The sequence below is a fragment of the Halorubrum sp. 48-1-W genome (assembly GCF_003287355.1).
Classification (GTDB): domain Archaea; phylum Halobacteriota; class Halobacteria; order Halobacteriales; family Haloferacaceae; genus Halorubrum.
Genome location: NZ_QMIM01000027.1, coordinates 1 through 15,321 on the forward strand (window position 1 = coordinate 1; position 15,321 = coordinate 15,321).

Below are 15,321 nucleotides of genomic sequence, written 5' to 3' on the forward strand. Positions count from 1 at the left end.
CTCCAGAACGCCCGAACCGACCGCGTCGTCGACGATCGCGACGTCGGCGCGGGACCGGAGGACGTTCTCGAGTTCGGGCGCGTCGTACGGCGGGAACCGGAGTTCCCGCTCGCAGCGCGTGACTTGACGCGCGCAACCGCCACAGCAGTGAGACTCAAACCATGACTGACAAAAGGTTCAAGGTAATACATTGAAAAGTAGTACTATAATGAGTACAACTAACGGGGGTCGAATCGTGAGCTTGAGTCAGAAAGGTCAGGCGACGATCCCGAAAGAACTCCGGGAGAAGCACGGAATCGAACCGGGAAGCAGGGTCCGAATCCACGAAAACGAGCAGGGAGAGATCGTCGTCGAACCGCTCCCCAGCCTCCAAGACTTCCGTGGCGCAGCAACCACGGCAACGCGCGGGACGGCCATCCTTCGTGAGGAGCGGGCGGTCGACGAGGAGCGAAGTCAACGCCTCGAGCGGGACGACTGATGGACCACGTCGTGTTCGATGCGGAACCGCTGATCGCCTATTACTGGGACGAGCCCGGGAGTGATGCCGTCGAAGCGATCATCGACCGCGTAGAAGGCGGCCGGCTGAAGGGGGCAGTGAATACAGTGACGTGTACCGAAGTGCGGTACGTCTGCGGACGAGACGACCCGCAGACGGCGCAGGCGTACGTCACTCGGATTCGAAACTGGTGCGACGTCGTTACCGCCGAAGACGTCTGGGAATCGGCCGCCGAGTACAAACGCGACTACGACGTCGCACTCGGAGACGCCTTCACGCTAGCCACAGCAACGATGGAGGGGGCGACAGCCTACACGGGTGCTGACGACGATTTCGACGACGTCGACGTGACGGTGACGCGATTTCGCGAAGACGGTGTGTGAGCGGCTCAGCGATCCTTGCTGTGTACCCTGACCGAAACGGTTTTCTGACACAATCAACTACATTCGAATACACAATGCCAGTACTCCTCGAGGACCACGACCCCGAACTCGCCCTTCGGCCGGGGACCACGAAGTCGGATATCGTGGAATACCTCTATCAGCACCCCGAGTGGGGATACTCTCCCAAGGACGTCACGGAGGCCCTCGACATCCCTCGGGGAACCGCCACGACCACGCTCAAACGTCTCTACGACGACGGCTATCTGGGGAAAACCGACGACGGCTACTACCACGCCCTCGGTGACCGCGACGACGTCCGACGGTACGTCTCCAGTCTCGACCAAACACATCGGCTGTTCGGTCACCACCGCGACGAGGAGACCACTCCCGAGACACCCGAGAGGCGGATCGGTGACGGTCGGACTGACGAGGAACTCGATGCGGAGCTGGACGCGCTAGAGAACGAGATGGACGGGTCGGATGAGTAACCGGCAGTCGACCGAAAGCCACGGAGCAGTTCGAAACCGTTTCGCTTTCTACCTCGTGTCACGTCCCGCCTATCTTGTCCCGGGAGCGTCAGCCTCGCGGGAGGGCGTACGGACGTGTTCGACGCCCCTCCGCGAAGTCGATCTCGGGCTCCCAGCCGGTGGCCACCCGGAACGTGGAGGCGTCGGCCAGGGTGTCGTGGAGTTGCTATCGTGTACGCGGAGGGACGTTATCGAAGAAGAACCGTTCTCCAGCGCCCAGACGTTCACCTCGCGATCCCGTCCGAATGGAGTCGTCAGGGGGAGGTTCGCGTCGATCTCGTCGTACCACACCACCGCACGTTTCGCGCTGGCGTTCCCTTCGAGTTGACCGACAGAAGTCAGTGAATCTCGCGTTATACCGCCGTGGGATCACCTATCGATGGGCGTATTCAGCTCGTCTTCTTCATCCACCGTGCGACCTGTTTGACTATACGTGTCGTACACGGAGAGGCCCGTTTGGAGGGTTTCATACACCTCGTCGTAGTTGACATGCCCGTACTCGTGTGCGAGCACGTTCCGAAAGCCGATCGCGGCGACGAGCGTCCCGGCCGTCCCTTCGTCGATGACTCCCTCACGAGCAAGCACTCGAATCGCGCCTTTGGACGTCGTTCCGTCGAATCCGAACTCGCGTGAGGCGACGTGTTGAGCGAGGTCAGCACACGCTTGGCGTTCTCGAACATCCGCTCGACGGCGCGTCGTTCGGTCGTACTCGAGAGGAACTCCCGACGGGAAAGCGTCTCCCGTTTCGCGGTGAGCTCGCCGTGGTACCGTTCGATCTGCTCGAGCTTGACCGCAACGACCCGTTCGTCAACCACGTAATCCGTCCTCCGCTATCCGATCGATGACCGCCCGCTGGCGACGGCGGAGCGTCTCACGCTGCTCGTCGAACCTCGCTTCGATGTCTCTCTTGAACCGCTCGAAGGCCACTTCATCGCCACAGAGGAACTCGCCGTTCACCGCGTCGTGTGCGACGTCCAGCGGGAGCGATCCGATATCGGACACGTCGACGAACGGGCGATCCTCGGCTTGGAGGTCACCCGACAGGAAACACCGTTTCTCGAATCGCTCCCGCTCGGAGAGGTCCGCGCTGAACTCGACGGCGATATCGAGATCGGACGAGTGCGTCGGCGTCCCCGAGAGCCGTGACCCGAACGCGACGGCAAAGACGACGTCCGGATCGGCGCAGACGACCGCCTCGAGATCGGAGCGTACCTGCGACCGATCGGCACCCGGTTCCATGCGTGAGAACACGCCGTATCGTCACAAAAGAATTCCGCCGACGCGGTTCGTTTCGGTACGATGTGCCCCACCGCGGGAGTCGGGACGGCCACGCGTTCTATCTCGGTCGTGTCCCGCCTCGTTCGTCCAGGGAGCGTCGGCCCCGCGTGAGGGCGCACGGACGCGTTCGACGCCCCCGAAGTCGATCTCCGTGCGTACGGCAGAGATACACCTCCGATCGCGCCGTCTTCGGGGATCTCCTTGCCGAACCAGAGCACTGGCCGTCCGTCAGCAACACTTTTCACGAGTACGTGCCCTACCTCAGGTATGATGAACTGGGAGAGCGAGCGAGACATGGCGAAAGACGTCGAGGAACACGCCGAGTTATACGACGCTCTCGCGGACGACGACGAGGACGCGGAGTAACTCAGCAGTATTCGTCCGGAAGCACATCGGTGAAGAACCGATACCATACCTCGTACAGTTCGTCCTTTTCGTACAGTGTATCGAGACGAATCGGTGGGATCTCTCCTCGCACGTCGTGAGATTCGTCGCGAACACGCTCGATGCGTTCCGTCGGCCACGCTCCAGGATCGATCCCGTTGTCGCGGAGGAGTTTTCGGAGGAGAGCGATCGCGGTGCGGTGGTTGGCGTCCTCGAAGAAGTGTTTCCCGACGACGGCATGCATCCAGAGTGCGCACTGCTCCGCGAGTGGTCGATCGGTCGGGAACTCGTCGAGGATTCTCCGGATGTCCCCGTTTCGAACACGCCATATCTCCCGGCGTTGCTCGAGGAACGACACGTCGCGTGGGTTGTCGTAGCGGTGCCGGTCGCTCTTCAAGAACTCAGTGTTTCGGAACTTGACGTTCTCCGGCTCGATCGACGACAGATCCGTGATTCGCGGTTCCGTTGGATCCGTCGACGAGCACATCTCGTCCGTCGAGATTCGCTCGAGGGTGTTAATTCACCGTGGTTCTCGGAGTCTCACGACACGCGGGGTGGATGATCGACTGGAGACTCCGAAAGGGGTCAGATCGGCCCCGCTTTCTACGTTGTCGCGTCCCGTCTCGTTCGTCCCGGGAGCGTCGGCCTCGCGGGAGGGCGCACGGACGCGGGCGACGCCCTCCGCGAAGTCGATCTCGGGCTCCCGGCCGGTGGCCACCCGGAACGTGGAGGCGTCGGCCATGGTGTCGTGGGAGGGGCCGTCGACGGGGCACTCGAGGTAGGCGGGGTCGACCTCGGTGCCGAGCGCGTCGTCGACGCCGATGGGGCTCGTGGTCGACGGCGAGTTCGCGGGCGCGGGCGACGTTCTCGACGCGGGCCGTGGGCCGGGCCGGTGTATCACCGACACACCGCCGCTTCGCGTGAAACCGATCGATCGCTGTCCGATATCGTGGGTTCGATCCCCGGGAGTCACACACCACCACTTCGCGTGAAGCCGTTCGGCGGTCGGTCCTCGATGGGGTCGTTCACCGGACTCGGGGATCGTCGGATTCCACGTTTCCGGGCGTTTTTCCGGCCGTCTTCACTCGAAGAAGTGGTGTGTTCGGTCAGATGGTGGGATGTTCGTTCGGGTGGCGGTATGTTCGTTCAGGTGGGGGTGTGGCCACTCCCGAATTCACTTGAAGTCGTGGTGTGTCTGTAGAACCGCAGTCGGGAGGACGCTTCGGTTCGGGCGTCGGAGCGTTCTCCACGTCGTCGGATGGTCCTCAGGGCGTACTCGGTCGGGTGGTCCTCAGGGCGTACTCGTCGGACGGTCGACCGGGTTCAGATCCCGTTCATCGACGCGATCTCGCGGATCGCGTTCGTCTCGGCGTCGAGTCGGAGGACGTCTTCCATCGCCTCGATCGCGCTCTCGAAGGGGACGTCCAGCTCGTAGCTGTAGTAGTTCCCTCGCGAGCCGCTCCGGTTCTCCTCGGCGGAGAGGATGCCGAGCATCCGGAGGTCCGAGAGATGGCTGTGAACCGACCGCTGTGAGAGCGTGTCGATACCCGACGAGTCACAGAGCGTGGCGTACTCCTCGTATAGTTTCCGCGTGCGACACGGCGTCTCCCGTTTAGCGGCCTTCGAGACGACCGCGAGGAGCGCGAGCCGACCGTGGGTGGTCAGGTCCCGCATCCCCTCCTGGACCCGTTCCTGTTCGAGACGGGAGCGAGCCCGTTCGACGTGTCCCTGTTCGATCCGGTCGTGGTCGCCGTTCTCCGCGATCTCCCCGGCGAGCCGGAGGAGATCGAGCGCCTGTCGGGCGCTCCCGCTGTCGCGGGCCGCGAGCGCGGAACAGAACTCCAGAACGCCCGAACCGACCGCGTCGTCGACGATCGCGACGTCGGCGCGGGACCGGAGGATGTTCTCGAGTTCGGGCGCGTCGTACGGCGGGAACTGGAGTTCCCGCTCACAGAGCGTGTCCTGGACGCGGGGGTCCAACTGCTCGCGAAACGTGAAGTCGTTGCTGATCCCGATGAGCCCCACGGCGGCGTCCTCGAGGTTCCCGTTCGCCCGCGCCCGCGGGAGTTCGTACAACAACTCGTCGCGGTCGCCGATCGAGTCGATCTCGTCCAAGACGATCAGGACCGTCCCGCCGAGGGATTCGAGTTCCCGGTAGAGCTTGTTGAACACCGTCTGCTGTGGGTATCCCGTCGAGCTGATCTCCTCGCCGACCGGGCGGAGCTCGTTCACGAGTTCGACGGCCACCTGGTACGAGGAGTTCAGCGTCTTACAGTTCAACGAGACGACGGAGAGGTCCACGTCGTCGTACGCCTCGACGTCCTGTTGAAGTCGTCCGAGGAGGTAGTCGGTGACCGCCGTCTTTCCGACGCCGGTGTTCCCGTAGAGGAAGACGTTGTTCGGCTCCCAGCCGTCGACGACCGGCTGAAGCGCCTCGATGTACTCCTCGATCTCCTCGTCGCGCTCCTCGATCGTCTCCGGCCGGTAGGACTCCCCCAGCGCGTCCTTGTTTCGGAAGACGTTCCCCTTCCGTTCGAACCGATGCATACCGCACACTCCAGCAGGTCAATTTATAAAACTACCTCTTCAATTGATTCAAGTGAAGGGGTATAGACACACCACCGTTTCACGTGAACGTGTCGTGTCGCGTTCCCGATCGCGGCAGTATCGTCATCGTGATCGCGCACACGACGATGGCTCTCCCTCGGGCTCCGTAGTGATGGTCACTGGATCGGATCGGTAGTCTCCGCCCGGGGACACACCACCGTTTCGCGTGAACAGGACGCGTTCGACAAAGCGATCGTCGAGACGCTCCTCCAGGTCCCCCCTCATCGAAGAGCTTCACTCGAAATAGTGGTGTGTCCGTGTCGTTCGAACATGGTTGGTCGCAGTACACGTCGTAGACGGAGCCGGCCTCCCCGCGAAGCCGTCCGGTCGGTGGTCGGACCGCACGCGGGCGGTGCGGATCGGGAGCGGTGAACCGGTACGTTTGTTTGCGGGCGTCGGGTACGGAGGCGTAATGCGAATCCTCCGGGTCGCGCCGTGGCTCTACCCCGACACGAAGGGCGGCGGGGACTACCACGTCCACGCGATGTCGCGAGACCAGGCCGCGATGGGTCACGACGTGACCGTGCTCACGACGCGGGCGGACGAGTCGCTGCCGCGGATCGAGGAGACGCACGGGTACACCGTGCTCCGGGTGTCGCCGGGCGTGACCCTGCTCGGGAACGACGTCTCGCCCGCGGTGGCGCGGTACCTCTGGCACGCGGACGGCGACGACTTCGACGTGATCCACGCGCACTCGCACTGCTACTTCGTGACGAACCTCACAGCGCTGAAAGCCCGGCTCGGCGACCTGCCGCTGGCGATCACCAATCACGGGCTGTACAGCCAGAACGCGCCGGAGCGGCTCTTTTCGGTGTACCTGCGGACGCTCGGGCGGTGGACGTTCGACCAGGCGGACGTGGTGTTCTGTTACACCGAGGTGGACAGAGAGCGCGTGCGGGATCTGGGTGTGAGTTCGCGGATCGAGGTCGTGCCCAACGGGATCGACACGGAGCGGTTCACGCCGGAGGGGGCCGAAAGCGAGCTGATCGACGCCGAGGGGCCGGTCGTGTTGTTCGTCGGGCGGTTCGCGGAGGGGAAGCGGCCGTGGCTCGCGGTCGAGGCGTTCGCGGAGGTGCTGGCGGCGTACCCGGACGCGGAGCTGTACCTGTGTGGCGACGGGGCGTTACGCGGAGACCTGGAGGCGCAGGTGGCGGAGCTGGGGATCGGGGAGGCGGTGACGTTCCTCGGGCACGTGCCCTACGACGAGATGCCGAAGGTGTACCGGAGCGGGGACGTGTTGGTACTGCCGAGTCGGGCGGAGGGGGTGCCGCGGACGGTGTTGGAGGCGATGGCGAGCGGGCTGGAGATCGTGATGAGCGACCTGGATCAGGTGTCGTCGACGCTCGGGGATCGGGGTCACGTCGTCGCCGACGGGGGAGATGAGTCGCTCGCGGACGGCCTGTTCGCAGCGATCGGCGGTTCGGGTGAAACGTCCGAGCAGATCGCGGCGGGCGATCATCGGTGGACGGACACGGTCGAGCGCACGACTCGGAGCCTCGAGTCGATCGCCGAGAACAACCCATAAGTAACCGCTCCCCCTCACGGCGAGTGTATGGGGCCGAACCCGGTAGCGGTCATCAAGAACTCCCTCCTGTATCGCGTCTCGGCGCAGATCGTCGAGTGGGCCGAAGAGAGTCTGGTCGTGCGGGCGTTGAACCTATTGGCTCGGGTGCTGGATAACGAGCGCGTGCTGGTGGGACTTCTCGGTGTGGGGTTACTCGCCAGTATCGTTCGGATACTCTCCTCGGGCCTTCACGTGACGATTCAGTTCTTGAGTTTCGCGCTGTTGTTCGTCGTGCTCGCCGCGGTGACGTGGAACTACACCGAGCCACTCACGGACGAGTAGTTCCCAGCGTGCGATCACGGGTGCGGCAGTCATGATTAATATGAAATCGAAGACAATTCGATGGCGAACGCCGGTTCCGAAGTTGGAGTTGATCGCCCCGTATCCGGCAGTTCCAGCGAGATAGACGACGATGAGGAGAACAGCAGTAGTCCGATCGTAGTCACATTCATACAGTGACCGGAGAGCACTCACGAAGAGAATCATAGCGATGACGGTGCCACTGAACGTAAGCAAGTGAAAGATCGACTCGATGTGGAGCGGGAACGGAGTAAACTGGAAGTAGACCGCCCGCCCTGGTGCGATAAGGAGGAAGTCGAACCAGGAATTGTACTGCATTCCATCAAGGTATACAGCTCCACCAGATGCCCGATATGAGAGGGCAGCGTTCACTCGGTCAAACGAGTAGAGCAGTTCAGCAAATAGGCTGAATCCTATGGCACCGACAGCGCCCAGAACGACGATCAGTGATCGAAGGGACGGTTCCAGTTCGAACGTTTCTATGACCTTTATACTGATCGTCGCGAGAATGGCAAGGAGAGAAACGAGGGCAAGTTCTGGACGGACTAGATATAGCATTCCCCATAAGGGGACCGTGAGAATCCCGAGTGCCCCGTTGTTTCGTTGTATCGCTCGGAGAGCGAGGGCGAGAAGGCTAAAAAAGACGAACACTGACGTCGAATCTCGCATCGGAAGACTCAGCATCAGAAACGGTAGCGGCAGAAACAATACCAACGCCGTCACTGTATCAAGACTCACGTGGTCGTACAGTTCCGTGGTAATATATCGAATCGGGATCGGGACCAATACAGCGAGAAGCCCGGAAACGATCGCGATGTTCGTCTCATTGTGTCCGAATATCGCGTATACGACTCCCTGTACCGCTGCGAAGGAGGCAACCGTGGATCCACTAGGAAGCGTCCCCGTGGCCACCTGTTGTGCCGCCCGATCGAATTGTCCAAAATCCCATACATACGGGATATTCGGGACCACTCCGACGGAAACGACCACGTGACCCAGTAGTGCGATCAGACCGAGTTTCAGATACAGTTCGTCGCCGATCCGGCGAGCGATGTAAATGAACGCGAGAAACGCGAACACGGTCACAGCGACGACCATTATAACCTTCAGTCCGATCGGACGAGTGAAAAAGGTAGCTTTCTCAATCGTCAATCAGTGTACTCACCCAAATCAACCACCGATCTGCTCGGATACACAATCATAATAAGTGGTACGACTCAAAGACGAGTAGATGTCGGTCCAGAACAGCACGTTCTTGCGGAAGGTCTACAACTCGTCTCCGCCTCCCTTACAGTCGGTCGCCATCTCCGTACTTGGGTTGAACATTAGACGGAACCGATACAGTGACCGGTTTCATGAGTATACGGAGAAGTATCGCCGACACCAGTGGAACGGCGCGGAGTACTGGCAACAGTATCAACTGGAGAAACTCACGGAGATCGCGAAGTACGCCAAGCGAACTACCGATCATTATCATGATATAGAGATCGAACCGATTCAGTCGGCAGAGACGCCGAGGGAAGCCCTCAAACACCTCCCGTACTTGGAGGGCGAGACGCTTCGAGACGAACCGAACTCTCTCATATCGAGTGAAGTCGACACGGACAACTGTATCTCCTTGAGTACGAGTGGAACGACGGGGACTCCGAAAACGACATATCACGACGATCTCTCCCATATCAAGTACTGGTCCGCGATGAATCGATTCTGGCACTGGGGCGGTTGCCGGTACGGAGATCGGCGGGCGTCCTTTACCGGAAACAAGATCGTCCCCGCCGATCAGTCGGGCGGTCCGTACGGTCGATACGACCGAGCGAACAATCGGCTCCTACTGTCCAGCTACCATCTCGGTGAGGAAACCGTCGACGCGTATCTCGACGAGCTCGAGGAGTTCGAACCTGACTTCATTGACGGGTATCCCTCGTCGATCCGGTTCTGTGCCCAGCGGGCGATCGAGACCGATCGCGATCTCGCGATCCCCGCCTGTTTCCCGACGGCCGAAATGCTTCGTGAGGAGGACAGAGAGATCATCGAGGAGGGGCTCTCGACCAACGTCTACAATCAGTACGGTTCTACTGAGAGCGCAGCTATCGTGACAGAATGTCCGAGCGGGCACATGCACGTCAACCCCGAGATCGGGATCATCGAAGTCCTCGACGAGAACGGTGAAACTGTCTCAGAGGGTGAAGTCGGTGAGATCGTCATGACCGCGTTGAACAACCGTGCGATGCCCCTGATCCGGTATCGGATCGGAGATATGGCGCGTGGGCCGCCGACGTATGGGAAGTGTGACTGTGGAAGAGAGATGCCGATCATCGAGAAGATCATCGGCCGGCAGGACGAGGTCGTTGTTACGAAAGACGGGCGACGGGTTCCAATGTTGAGCTATAACGTGTTCAAGTACACAGAGAACGTCAGCGAATCGCGGATCGTTCAAGAGTCCGTCGACGAATTCCTGTTACAGATCGTTCCGGATGATGGATACACGGACGAGCAAGCGGAGATCGCTATCAAGAAACTCAAAGATCGTGTCGGTGAAGATATTCACGTCGAGATCGAAACACTTGAATCGATCCCACGGACGGACGCCGGGAAGTTCAGAGCCGTTATTAGTGACGTTGAAAACCTTTCAGAGGTGCCACAATGAACAACATATCAGCATTGTTTTTGACAAAATATGATCAGAAAGGAGCCAGTAGTCGTTATCGAGCTCTCAAATACTTCCCGATTTTAGAAGAGAATGGGATTAAATGTTCATATCGACCATTATTCACGGATGAATATTTAGTAGAATTGTTTGAAGAAGGATATCGAAGTAAGAAACGTGTGATTTCGTCGTATCTACGTCGTTTTAAACATATGATTGGATTGAGATCGTATGATATCCTTATTCTCGAAAATGAATTTTTTCCATATTTACCGAGTGTCTTCGAAAAACTGCTTGGATATATTGACATACCATATATTGTTGACATTGATGATGCAATATTCCATAAATACGATCATTCTGATAATATTTTTATTAGATCTATTTTAGGGCAAAAAATTGATGTCGTAATGCGGAATTCAGAGATGGTCATTGCAGGTAACGAATACCTCGCTTCAAGGGCTCGTCAAGCAGGCGCACCATCAACTGAGATCATTCCAACTGTCATTGACTTGAATCAATATCCTGCTGAACCTCCAGAGCAGAATGAGGATACATTTGTGATTGGCTGGATCGGTTCGCCTTCGACATCACATTATGTCGAAGAAATAAGCGATGTGCTACGTCAAGTCGCTGATCGGCGTCAAATTGAAGTCCGACTGATTGGCTCAGGCGATGTTTCATTACCTGACGTTCCACATGAAGTGCGAGAGTGGTCCGAGGAGAGTGAGATTGATGATTTACGAGATATTGATGTCGGGATCATGCCGCTTGATGATACTCCTTGGACCCGAGGAAAGTGCGGATTTAAATTAATTCAATATATGGGTACATGGAAACCTGTAGTTGCATCACCAGTTGGTATAAATCGAGATCTCGTGGATAATGGTGTGAATGGATATCTTGCCAACTCAAAAGCCAAATGGGTAAATTCGCTACTTGATATTTGTGATAACCCGGAGAAACGAAACACAATGGGTGTAAATGGCCGCAATATTGTTGAAAATAAATATTGTTTCCGTGTTACCGGCCCAAAAATTGTGGATGTAATTAAAAACAGTATTGAGTAGAACCTCGATCTATAACAAATTAATTAATATAATTTAGCATAACTGTTTGCTATGATCGTAGTATCAAAGTTTTCTTTCGCGAATTGTCTACAATCCTCAGATATTTCCTCGCTATTGGAAATAATATCGTGAATTCGTTCTGAATCGTCTTTTGATAGGGATTCAGGAGGACAGTACGAATTATTTTTGTTGAAATGGAGTGATATTTCACAGCCAAGATTATTCTTGCGTATGATCTCTGCGGCACCCTCTACATTCTGATTTACGATTGTAGGGAGACCCGCTGAACAATATTCGACGAATTTTGTTCCAATTCTTATAGATTCGTTATCTAAGATATATAATCCCAGATCCGCTTGAGACAGTAGCGTAGGGACCTGCTCAAAATTAGGATTCTCAATTATGTAATGTTCATCATTAATATTGTACTCATGAAATTTTTTTCGCAATAATTCGTTTGAATCAGGAGGTATCAGGAACATAAATTGTAGATTACGATTTAGTTCCAACAGTTTTTCTATTACACAGCCATATTCATCAGGGTTATTCCACAAACTCTCATACATGGAGCCAGAATAACAAACGAGAGTTGTAGACTCATCGATGTCATGCTTTTCTCTAATCGACTCATCTCTAACTTGATCCGGAGAAAATTCATTAGTATTTACATTATTTGGGATTATTTTTGTTTTGACACCAGAGTATATCTTCTTAAAATGTTGATCGTAGGTATTTGAGATCGCTATAACATAATCTGAGTGGATACACAACTGTCTTTCCAATTTTTTCCACATCTTATAACTCAGTGACCTCTTGGACCAATTCCGGCGTGTTATATTCTCCTCTGGAAAATCAGATCGTGGATCGAATATTAGTCTGATATCTTTAGAGATACATTTTATCGCTAGCACGGATACCGATATAGGATAAGAACGACAGTGAAATATATTAATTCCTGAAATGAATTTCAGATATAATACGAATGGGGTAGAATACAACAGCACAACTAACATCCGTATCCAATCATACCTCCACCTGTTTATCCACCCCCTATCACGGGTATATATTGGAATGGGAAACGGTGTTGGAATAGTTATAAATCGTATACCCTCTTTCTGTAACTCCTTATTTAGGTCAGAAATATTGCTCCGATTACGCAAATATTCATAGAATGGGAGAAATGACACAAGAATCAGATCTTTATTTGTTAATTTATTAGATTCAGATATAACTTCAATTACCTGTCTTCTTAATAGATTTGACCAAGGCTTCTCATTGAATGTTAGATACCCAATTTTGCTCGATCCCATATGTGAGCATCAAATATGTGGACACTTATATTCTGTACATGCTGATTCAAACAGTCTAGCCGATCTGTTTCTATGTCTTTGTCTCTCAAACTGTTATTCCAAACGGTACGATAACAGGTCTTATATTATACTGAATCAATAGTGTATACGAATGCTCGAGGGCGTCGAAAACCGTGACCTCCAAGTTAACACCGACGAGCGCGGGCACCTCGTCGAAATGTTCCGAAAGGATTGGGAGGAGTACGATCCCGAACCCGCTATGTCGTACTTCTCGATGAGTTATCCAGGAGTGATCCGAGCGTGGCACCGCCACACGCGCGGACAGATCGACCACTTCGTCTGTCCGAAGGGCCGGATCAAGGTCGGTATCTACGATGATCGGGATGACTCGTCGACACAGGGTGAAGTGAACTCGTTCGTCATCGGCGAGCACAACCAGCAAGTCATTCGGATCCCGGGCGACTGCTGGCACGGATTCAAGGTAATCGGCAACGAACAGGCGTTTCTCGTGAACTTCCCGACGAACCTCTACGACTACGAGGACCCGGACGAGGAACGACTTCCACACGACACCGACGAGATCCCCTTCGACTGGGAGGCCGAGCCCCACGCATGAAGGGCGTGCTACTCGCCGGTGGGACCGGCTCGCGCCTACGTCCCATCACGCACACGGGTCCGAAACAGCTCGTCCCCGTCGCGAACAAGCCGGTGATCCAGTACGCGATCGAGGACCTTCGCGAGGCCGGAATCTCCGAGATCGGCGTCGTCCTCGGCAACAAGGGTCGCGAGGCGATCCAGTCGTTCCTCGGCGACGGGAGCGACTTCGGCGTCGAGATCACGTACATCGTCCAGGGTCGACCCTTAGGGCTCGCCCACGCTGTCGGCTGTGCGGAGTCGTTCGTCGACGGCGACGACTTCGTCGTCTACCTCGGCGACAACATGCTCAAGCGCGGGATCGTCGACGTCGTCGACGGGTTCCGTACCGGCGGGTTCGATGCCGGGATCGCCCTCCAGGAGGTCGACAACCCGACGCAGTTCGGGATCGCGGACGTGGACGAGGACGGCAGGGTCACTCACCTCGTCGAGAAGCCGGACGATCCGCCATCGAACCTCGCGCTCATCGGGATCTACGTGTTCACGCCACGGATCTTCGACGCGATCGAGGAGATCGAACCCTCGTGGCGCGGAGAGTTGGAGATCACCGACGCGATCCAATACCTGCTCGACGACGGCGGAGCGATCGACTCCCAAGTCGTCGAGGGGTGGTGGAAGGACACCGGGAAACCGGAGGACGTGCTCGAAGCGAACCGACTGGTGCTCGAAGACCTCGAAGCGACGCGAGCCGGTTCCATCGACACGGACGCCAAGGTCGAGGGACGAGTCGACCTTGCCGAGTCGTCGCGGATCGAATCCGGGGCGGTCGTCCGCGGACCCGTGTCGATAGCCGAAAACACGACGGTCGAAACGGGCACGTACGTCGGCCCGTACACCGCCATCGGCGCGAACTCCACGGTCCGAAACGCCCACATCGAGAACAGCGTCGTGGTCGGCGATACCGAGATCACGACGAGCGGTCGGATCATCGACAGCCTGATCGGTCGCGGAGCCGCGATCGGGAGCGCCGAAGGGAAACTCCCTGAAGGTCGTCGACTCGTGGTCGGAGAGAACTCGCAACTCGAACTGTAATTATGCGTGTCATCACCCTCGAATGTCCGGACTGTGGAACCGTCGTCGCCGCGAACGAACTCGAAGACAACCGGATCATGAAGTGTCCCGGCAACGACTGTGACTCCGTCCTCCGGTTCGATGACCTCCCGGAAGACGACCGGTCGTTCTACCTGGAGAACAAAGAGCAGTACCGACTCTAGAGCAGATCCGCGAGGTCTTCTTCGAGCGTCGCTTGCGGACGATCGAGCGTCTCCTCGATCGCCGTCGTATCGAGACACGTGTACCGCGGTCGTTCAGCATCACGGTCGATATCGTCCATCGAACTCTCCGCGAGCGCTGCGTCCTCGAATCCAGCCTCCTCGACGATCAGCTCGCCGAACTCGTAGGGCGTGACACAGGATCGACTCGCGACGTTGAACGTTCCTCCGTGTCCGCTTTCGAGGAGATCTAAAAGGGACTTGGCGGTTGTCTTCGCGTATGACGGAGACACTCGTTGATCGGTGAACAACGGGATCTCTCCCCCCTTGCGTGCCCTCTCGAGAACCCACGACGGAAATCCGGATATCGATCCATCTGGTAGAGAACGACCATACACGAACGAGAGGCGGGCGATCAGTGGATCGGGATGAACCTCGCGAACGCGACGCTCTCCCGCGAGTTTCGATTCGCCGTACACTTGTTCCGGGGCAGGTTTGGCCTCCTCCGAATAGGGTGCTGTCTCCTCACCATCAAAGACGTAATCCGTCGAAGTGTGGACGAATGCGGCGTCGACCCTGTCGGCGGCCCGAGCCACGTGTTCGGCACCGTCTGCGTTGACCGCATAGGCACGCTTCGGATCGGTTTCACATCCGTCCACGTCCGTCATCGCCGCGCAGTTGACGATCGCGTCCGGCTCGAGTTCGTCGACGAGATCGTCTACCTCCGTCGACGAGGTAATATCGATCTGGTGGCTCGGACAGTCGAACCCCGGATCCTCCGAGTGGTATGCGGCCGCGACGGTCCCGCTCCGGTCGAGTGCGACCGACGTGACGTTTCCACCCAGTAACCCGTTCGCGCCCACGACGAGTACCCGCATGCGGACCGGTCT

16 protein-coding genes and 1 pseudogene are annotated in these 15,321 nt (G+C 57.2%); 9 read left to right on the top strand and 8 right to left on the bottom strand.

Going from position 1 to position 15,321, the window contains the following annotated elements; genetic code table 11:
* Positions 1–208: 208 nt before the first annotated feature.
* The 3 genes from DQW50_RS12715 to DQW50_RS12725 all read left to right on the top strand — a co-directional run bounded on the left by DQW50_RS12715 (position 209) and on the right by DQW50_RS12725 (position 1,367).
* Complete coding sequence (locus DQW50_RS12715) at positions 209–478, top strand: AbrB/MazE/SpoVT family DNA-binding domain-containing protein (RefSeq protein ID WP_112079652.1); 270 nt, start codon at positions 209–211, stop codon at positions 476–478.
* On the top strand, positions 478–879 hold the full coding sequence (locus DQW50_RS12720; protein ID WP_112079653.1) for a PIN domain-containing protein: 402 nt from the start codon (positions 478–480) through the stop codon (positions 877–879). The genes DQW50_RS12715 and DQW50_RS12720 overlap by 1 nt, the downstream gene beginning before the upstream one ends.
* Positions 880–953: 74 nt before the next feature.
* Positions 954–1,367, top strand: coding sequence for a MarR family transcriptional regulator (locus tag DQW50_RS12725; RefSeq protein ID WP_112079654.1), 414 nt, complete (start codon positions 954–956; stop codon positions 1,365–1,367).
* 408 nt (positions 1,368–1,775) lie between these two features.
* Here DQW50_RS12725 and DQW50_RS12735 read toward each other — a convergent pair.
* The 5 genes and pseudogenes from DQW50_RS12735 to DQW50_RS12755 all read right to left on the bottom strand — a co-directional run.
* Positions 1,776–2,012, bottom strand: a pseudogene (locus DQW50_RS12735) (DUF86 domain-containing protein); the annotation flags it as partial.
* A gap of 201 nt (positions 2,013–2,213) precedes the next feature.
* Positions 2,214–2,645, bottom strand: a complete 432-nt coding sequence (locus tag DQW50_RS12740) for a nucleotidyltransferase domain-containing protein (protein ID WP_112079656.1) — start codon at positions 2,643–2,645, stop codon at positions 2,214–2,216.
* Between the two features lie 406 nt (positions 2,646–3,051).
* Positions 3,052–3,555, bottom strand: a complete 504-nt coding sequence (locus DQW50_RS12745) for a Fic family protein (RefSeq protein ID WP_112079657.1) — start codon at positions 3,553–3,555, stop codon at positions 3,052–3,054.
* A gap of 33 nt (positions 3,556–3,588) precedes the next feature.
* Positions 3,589–3,969, bottom strand: coding sequence for a hypothetical protein (locus DQW50_RS18865; protein WP_127341335.1), 381 nt, complete (start codon positions 3,967–3,969; stop codon positions 3,589–3,591).
* Between the two features lie 422 nt (positions 3,970–4,391).
* Entirely contained in the window at positions 4,392–5,615 is a 1,224-nt protein-coding gene (locus DQW50_RS12755) for an orc1/cdc6 family replication initiation protein (protein WP_112079659.1), read from the bottom strand.
* 472 nt (positions 5,616–6,087) lie between these two features.
* Between DQW50_RS12755 and DQW50_RS12760 the strand changes: the two genes are divergently transcribed.
* Positions 6,088–7,200: a glycosyltransferase family 4 protein gene (locus DQW50_RS12760; protein ID WP_112079660.1), complete on the top strand. Its 1,113-nt coding sequence runs from the start codon at positions 6,088–6,090 to the stop codon at positions 7,198–7,200.
* A 189-nt stretch (positions 7,201–7,389) separates the two neighbouring features.
* Here DQW50_RS12760 and DQW50_RS12765 read toward each other — a convergent pair whose 3' ends face one another.
* The gene (locus tag DQW50_RS12765) at positions 7,390–8,637 is read right to left on the bottom strand and encodes a glycosyltransferase family 39 protein (RefSeq protein ID WP_112079661.1); all 1,248 of its coding nucleotides are present in this window, start codon (positions 8,635–8,637) and stop codon (positions 7,390–7,392) included.
* Between the two features lie 904 nt (positions 8,638–9,541).
* Here DQW50_RS12765 and DQW50_RS18740 point away from each other — a divergent pair.
* On the top strand, positions 9,542–10,186 hold the full coding sequence (locus DQW50_RS18740) for a hypothetical protein (RefSeq protein WP_323749604.1): 645 nt from the start codon (positions 9,542–9,544) through the stop codon (positions 10,184–10,186).
* On the top strand, positions 10,183–11,256 hold the full coding sequence (locus DQW50_RS12775; protein WP_112079663.1) for a glycosyltransferase family 4 protein: 1,074 nt from the start codon (positions 10,183–10,185) through the stop codon (positions 11,254–11,256). The genes DQW50_RS18740 and DQW50_RS12775 overlap by 4 nt, the downstream gene beginning before the upstream one ends.
* Positions 11,257–11,279: 23 nt before the next feature.
* Here DQW50_RS12775 and DQW50_RS12780 read toward each other — a convergent pair whose 3' ends face one another.
* Complete coding sequence (locus DQW50_RS12780; RefSeq protein ID WP_112079664.1) at positions 11,280–12,566, bottom strand: glycosyltransferase; 1,287 nt, start codon at positions 12,564–12,566, stop codon at positions 11,280–11,282.
* 151 nt (positions 12,567–12,717) lie between these two features.
* Here DQW50_RS12780 and DQW50_RS12785 point away from each other — a divergent pair, with 151 nt between their 5' ends.
* From DQW50_RS12785 to DQW50_RS12795, 3 genes are read left to right on the top strand one after another with little or no spacing between them, the layout of a single operon-like run.
* Complete coding sequence (locus tag DQW50_RS12785; protein ID WP_112079665.1) at positions 12,718–13,182, top strand: cupin domain-containing protein; 465 nt, start codon at positions 12,718–12,720, stop codon at positions 13,180–13,182.
* Positions 13,179–14,252, top strand: a complete 1,074-nt coding sequence (locus DQW50_RS12790) for a glucose-1-phosphate thymidylyltransferase (RefSeq protein WP_112079666.1) — start codon at positions 13,179–13,181, stop codon at positions 14,250–14,252. The genes DQW50_RS12785 and DQW50_RS12790 overlap by 4 nt, the downstream gene beginning before the upstream one ends.
* A gap of 2 nt (positions 14,253–14,254) precedes the next feature.
* Positions 14,255–14,434: a hypothetical protein gene (locus tag DQW50_RS12795; RefSeq protein ID WP_112079667.1), complete on the top strand. Its 180-nt coding sequence runs from the start codon at positions 14,255–14,257 to the stop codon at positions 14,432–14,434.
* Here DQW50_RS12795 and rfbD read toward each other — a convergent pair.
* Entirely contained in the window at positions 14,431–15,309 is an 879-nt protein-coding gene (rfbD, locus tag DQW50_RS12800; RefSeq protein WP_112079668.1) for a dTDP-4-dehydrorhamnose reductase, read from the bottom strand. The two genes, DQW50_RS12795 and rfbD, sit on opposite strands and share 4 nt — an antisense overlap.
* Positions 15,310–15,321 lie beyond the last annotated feature (12 nt).

Bases quoted from the DNA above. Each gene is read 5' to 3' on its own strand.
- DQW50_RS12775 (WP_112079663.1), top strand. From the start codon at position 10,183: ATGAACAACATATCAGCATTGTTTTTGACAAAATATGATCAGAAAGGA.
- DQW50_RS12760 (WP_112079660.1), top strand. From the start codon at position 6,088: ATGCGAATCCTCCGGGTCGCGCCGTGGCTCTACCCCGACACGAAGGGC.
- DQW50_RS12785 (WP_112079665.1), top strand. From the start codon at position 12,718: ATGCTCGAGGGCGTCGAAAACCGTGACCTCCAAGTTAACACCGACGAG.
- DQW50_RS12745 (WP_112079657.1), bottom strand. From the start codon at position 3,555: ATGTGCTCGTCGACGGATCCAACGGAACCGCGAATCACGGATCTGTCG.
- DQW50_RS18740 (WP_323749604.1), top strand. From the start codon at position 9,542: ATGCTTCGTGAGGAGGACAGAGAGATCATCGAGGAGGGGCTCTCGACC.
- DQW50_RS12725 (WP_112079654.1), top strand. From the start codon at position 954: ATGCCAGTACTCCTCGAGGACCACGACCCCGAACTCGCCCTTCGGCCG.
- DQW50_RS12765 (WP_112079661.1), bottom strand. From the start codon at position 8,637: ATGGTCGTCGCTGTGACCGTGTTCGCGTTTCTCGCGTTCATTTACATC.
- DQW50_RS12790 (WP_112079666.1), top strand. From the start codon at position 13,179: ATGAAGGGCGTGCTACTCGCCGGTGGGACCGGCTCGCGCCTACGTCCC.
- DQW50_RS12715 (WP_112079652.1), top strand. From the start codon at position 209: ATGAGTACAACTAACGGGGGTCGAATCGTGAGCTTGAGTCAGAAAGGT.
- DQW50_RS12755 (WP_112079659.1), bottom strand. From the start codon at position 5,615: ATGCATCGGTTCGAACGGAAGGGGAACGTCTTCCGAAACAAGGACGCG.
- DQW50_RS12720 (WP_112079653.1), top strand. From the start codon at position 478: ATGGACCACGTCGTGTTCGATGCGGAACCGCTGATCGCCTATTACTGG.
- DQW50_RS12795 (WP_112079667.1), top strand. From the start codon at position 14,255: ATGCGTGTCATCACCCTCGAATGTCCGGACTGTGGAACCGTCGTCGCC.
- DQW50_RS12780 (WP_112079664.1), bottom strand. From the start codon at position 12,566: ATGGGATCGAGCAAAATTGGGTATCTAACATTCAATGAGAAGCCTTGG.
- rfbD (WP_112079668.1), bottom strand. From the start codon at position 15,309: ATGCGGGTACTCGTCGTGGGCGCGAACGGGTTACTGGGTGGAAACGTC.
- DQW50_RS12740 (WP_112079656.1), bottom strand. From the start codon at position 2,645: ATGGAACCGGGTGCCGATCGGTCGCAGGTACGCTCCGATCTCGAGGCG.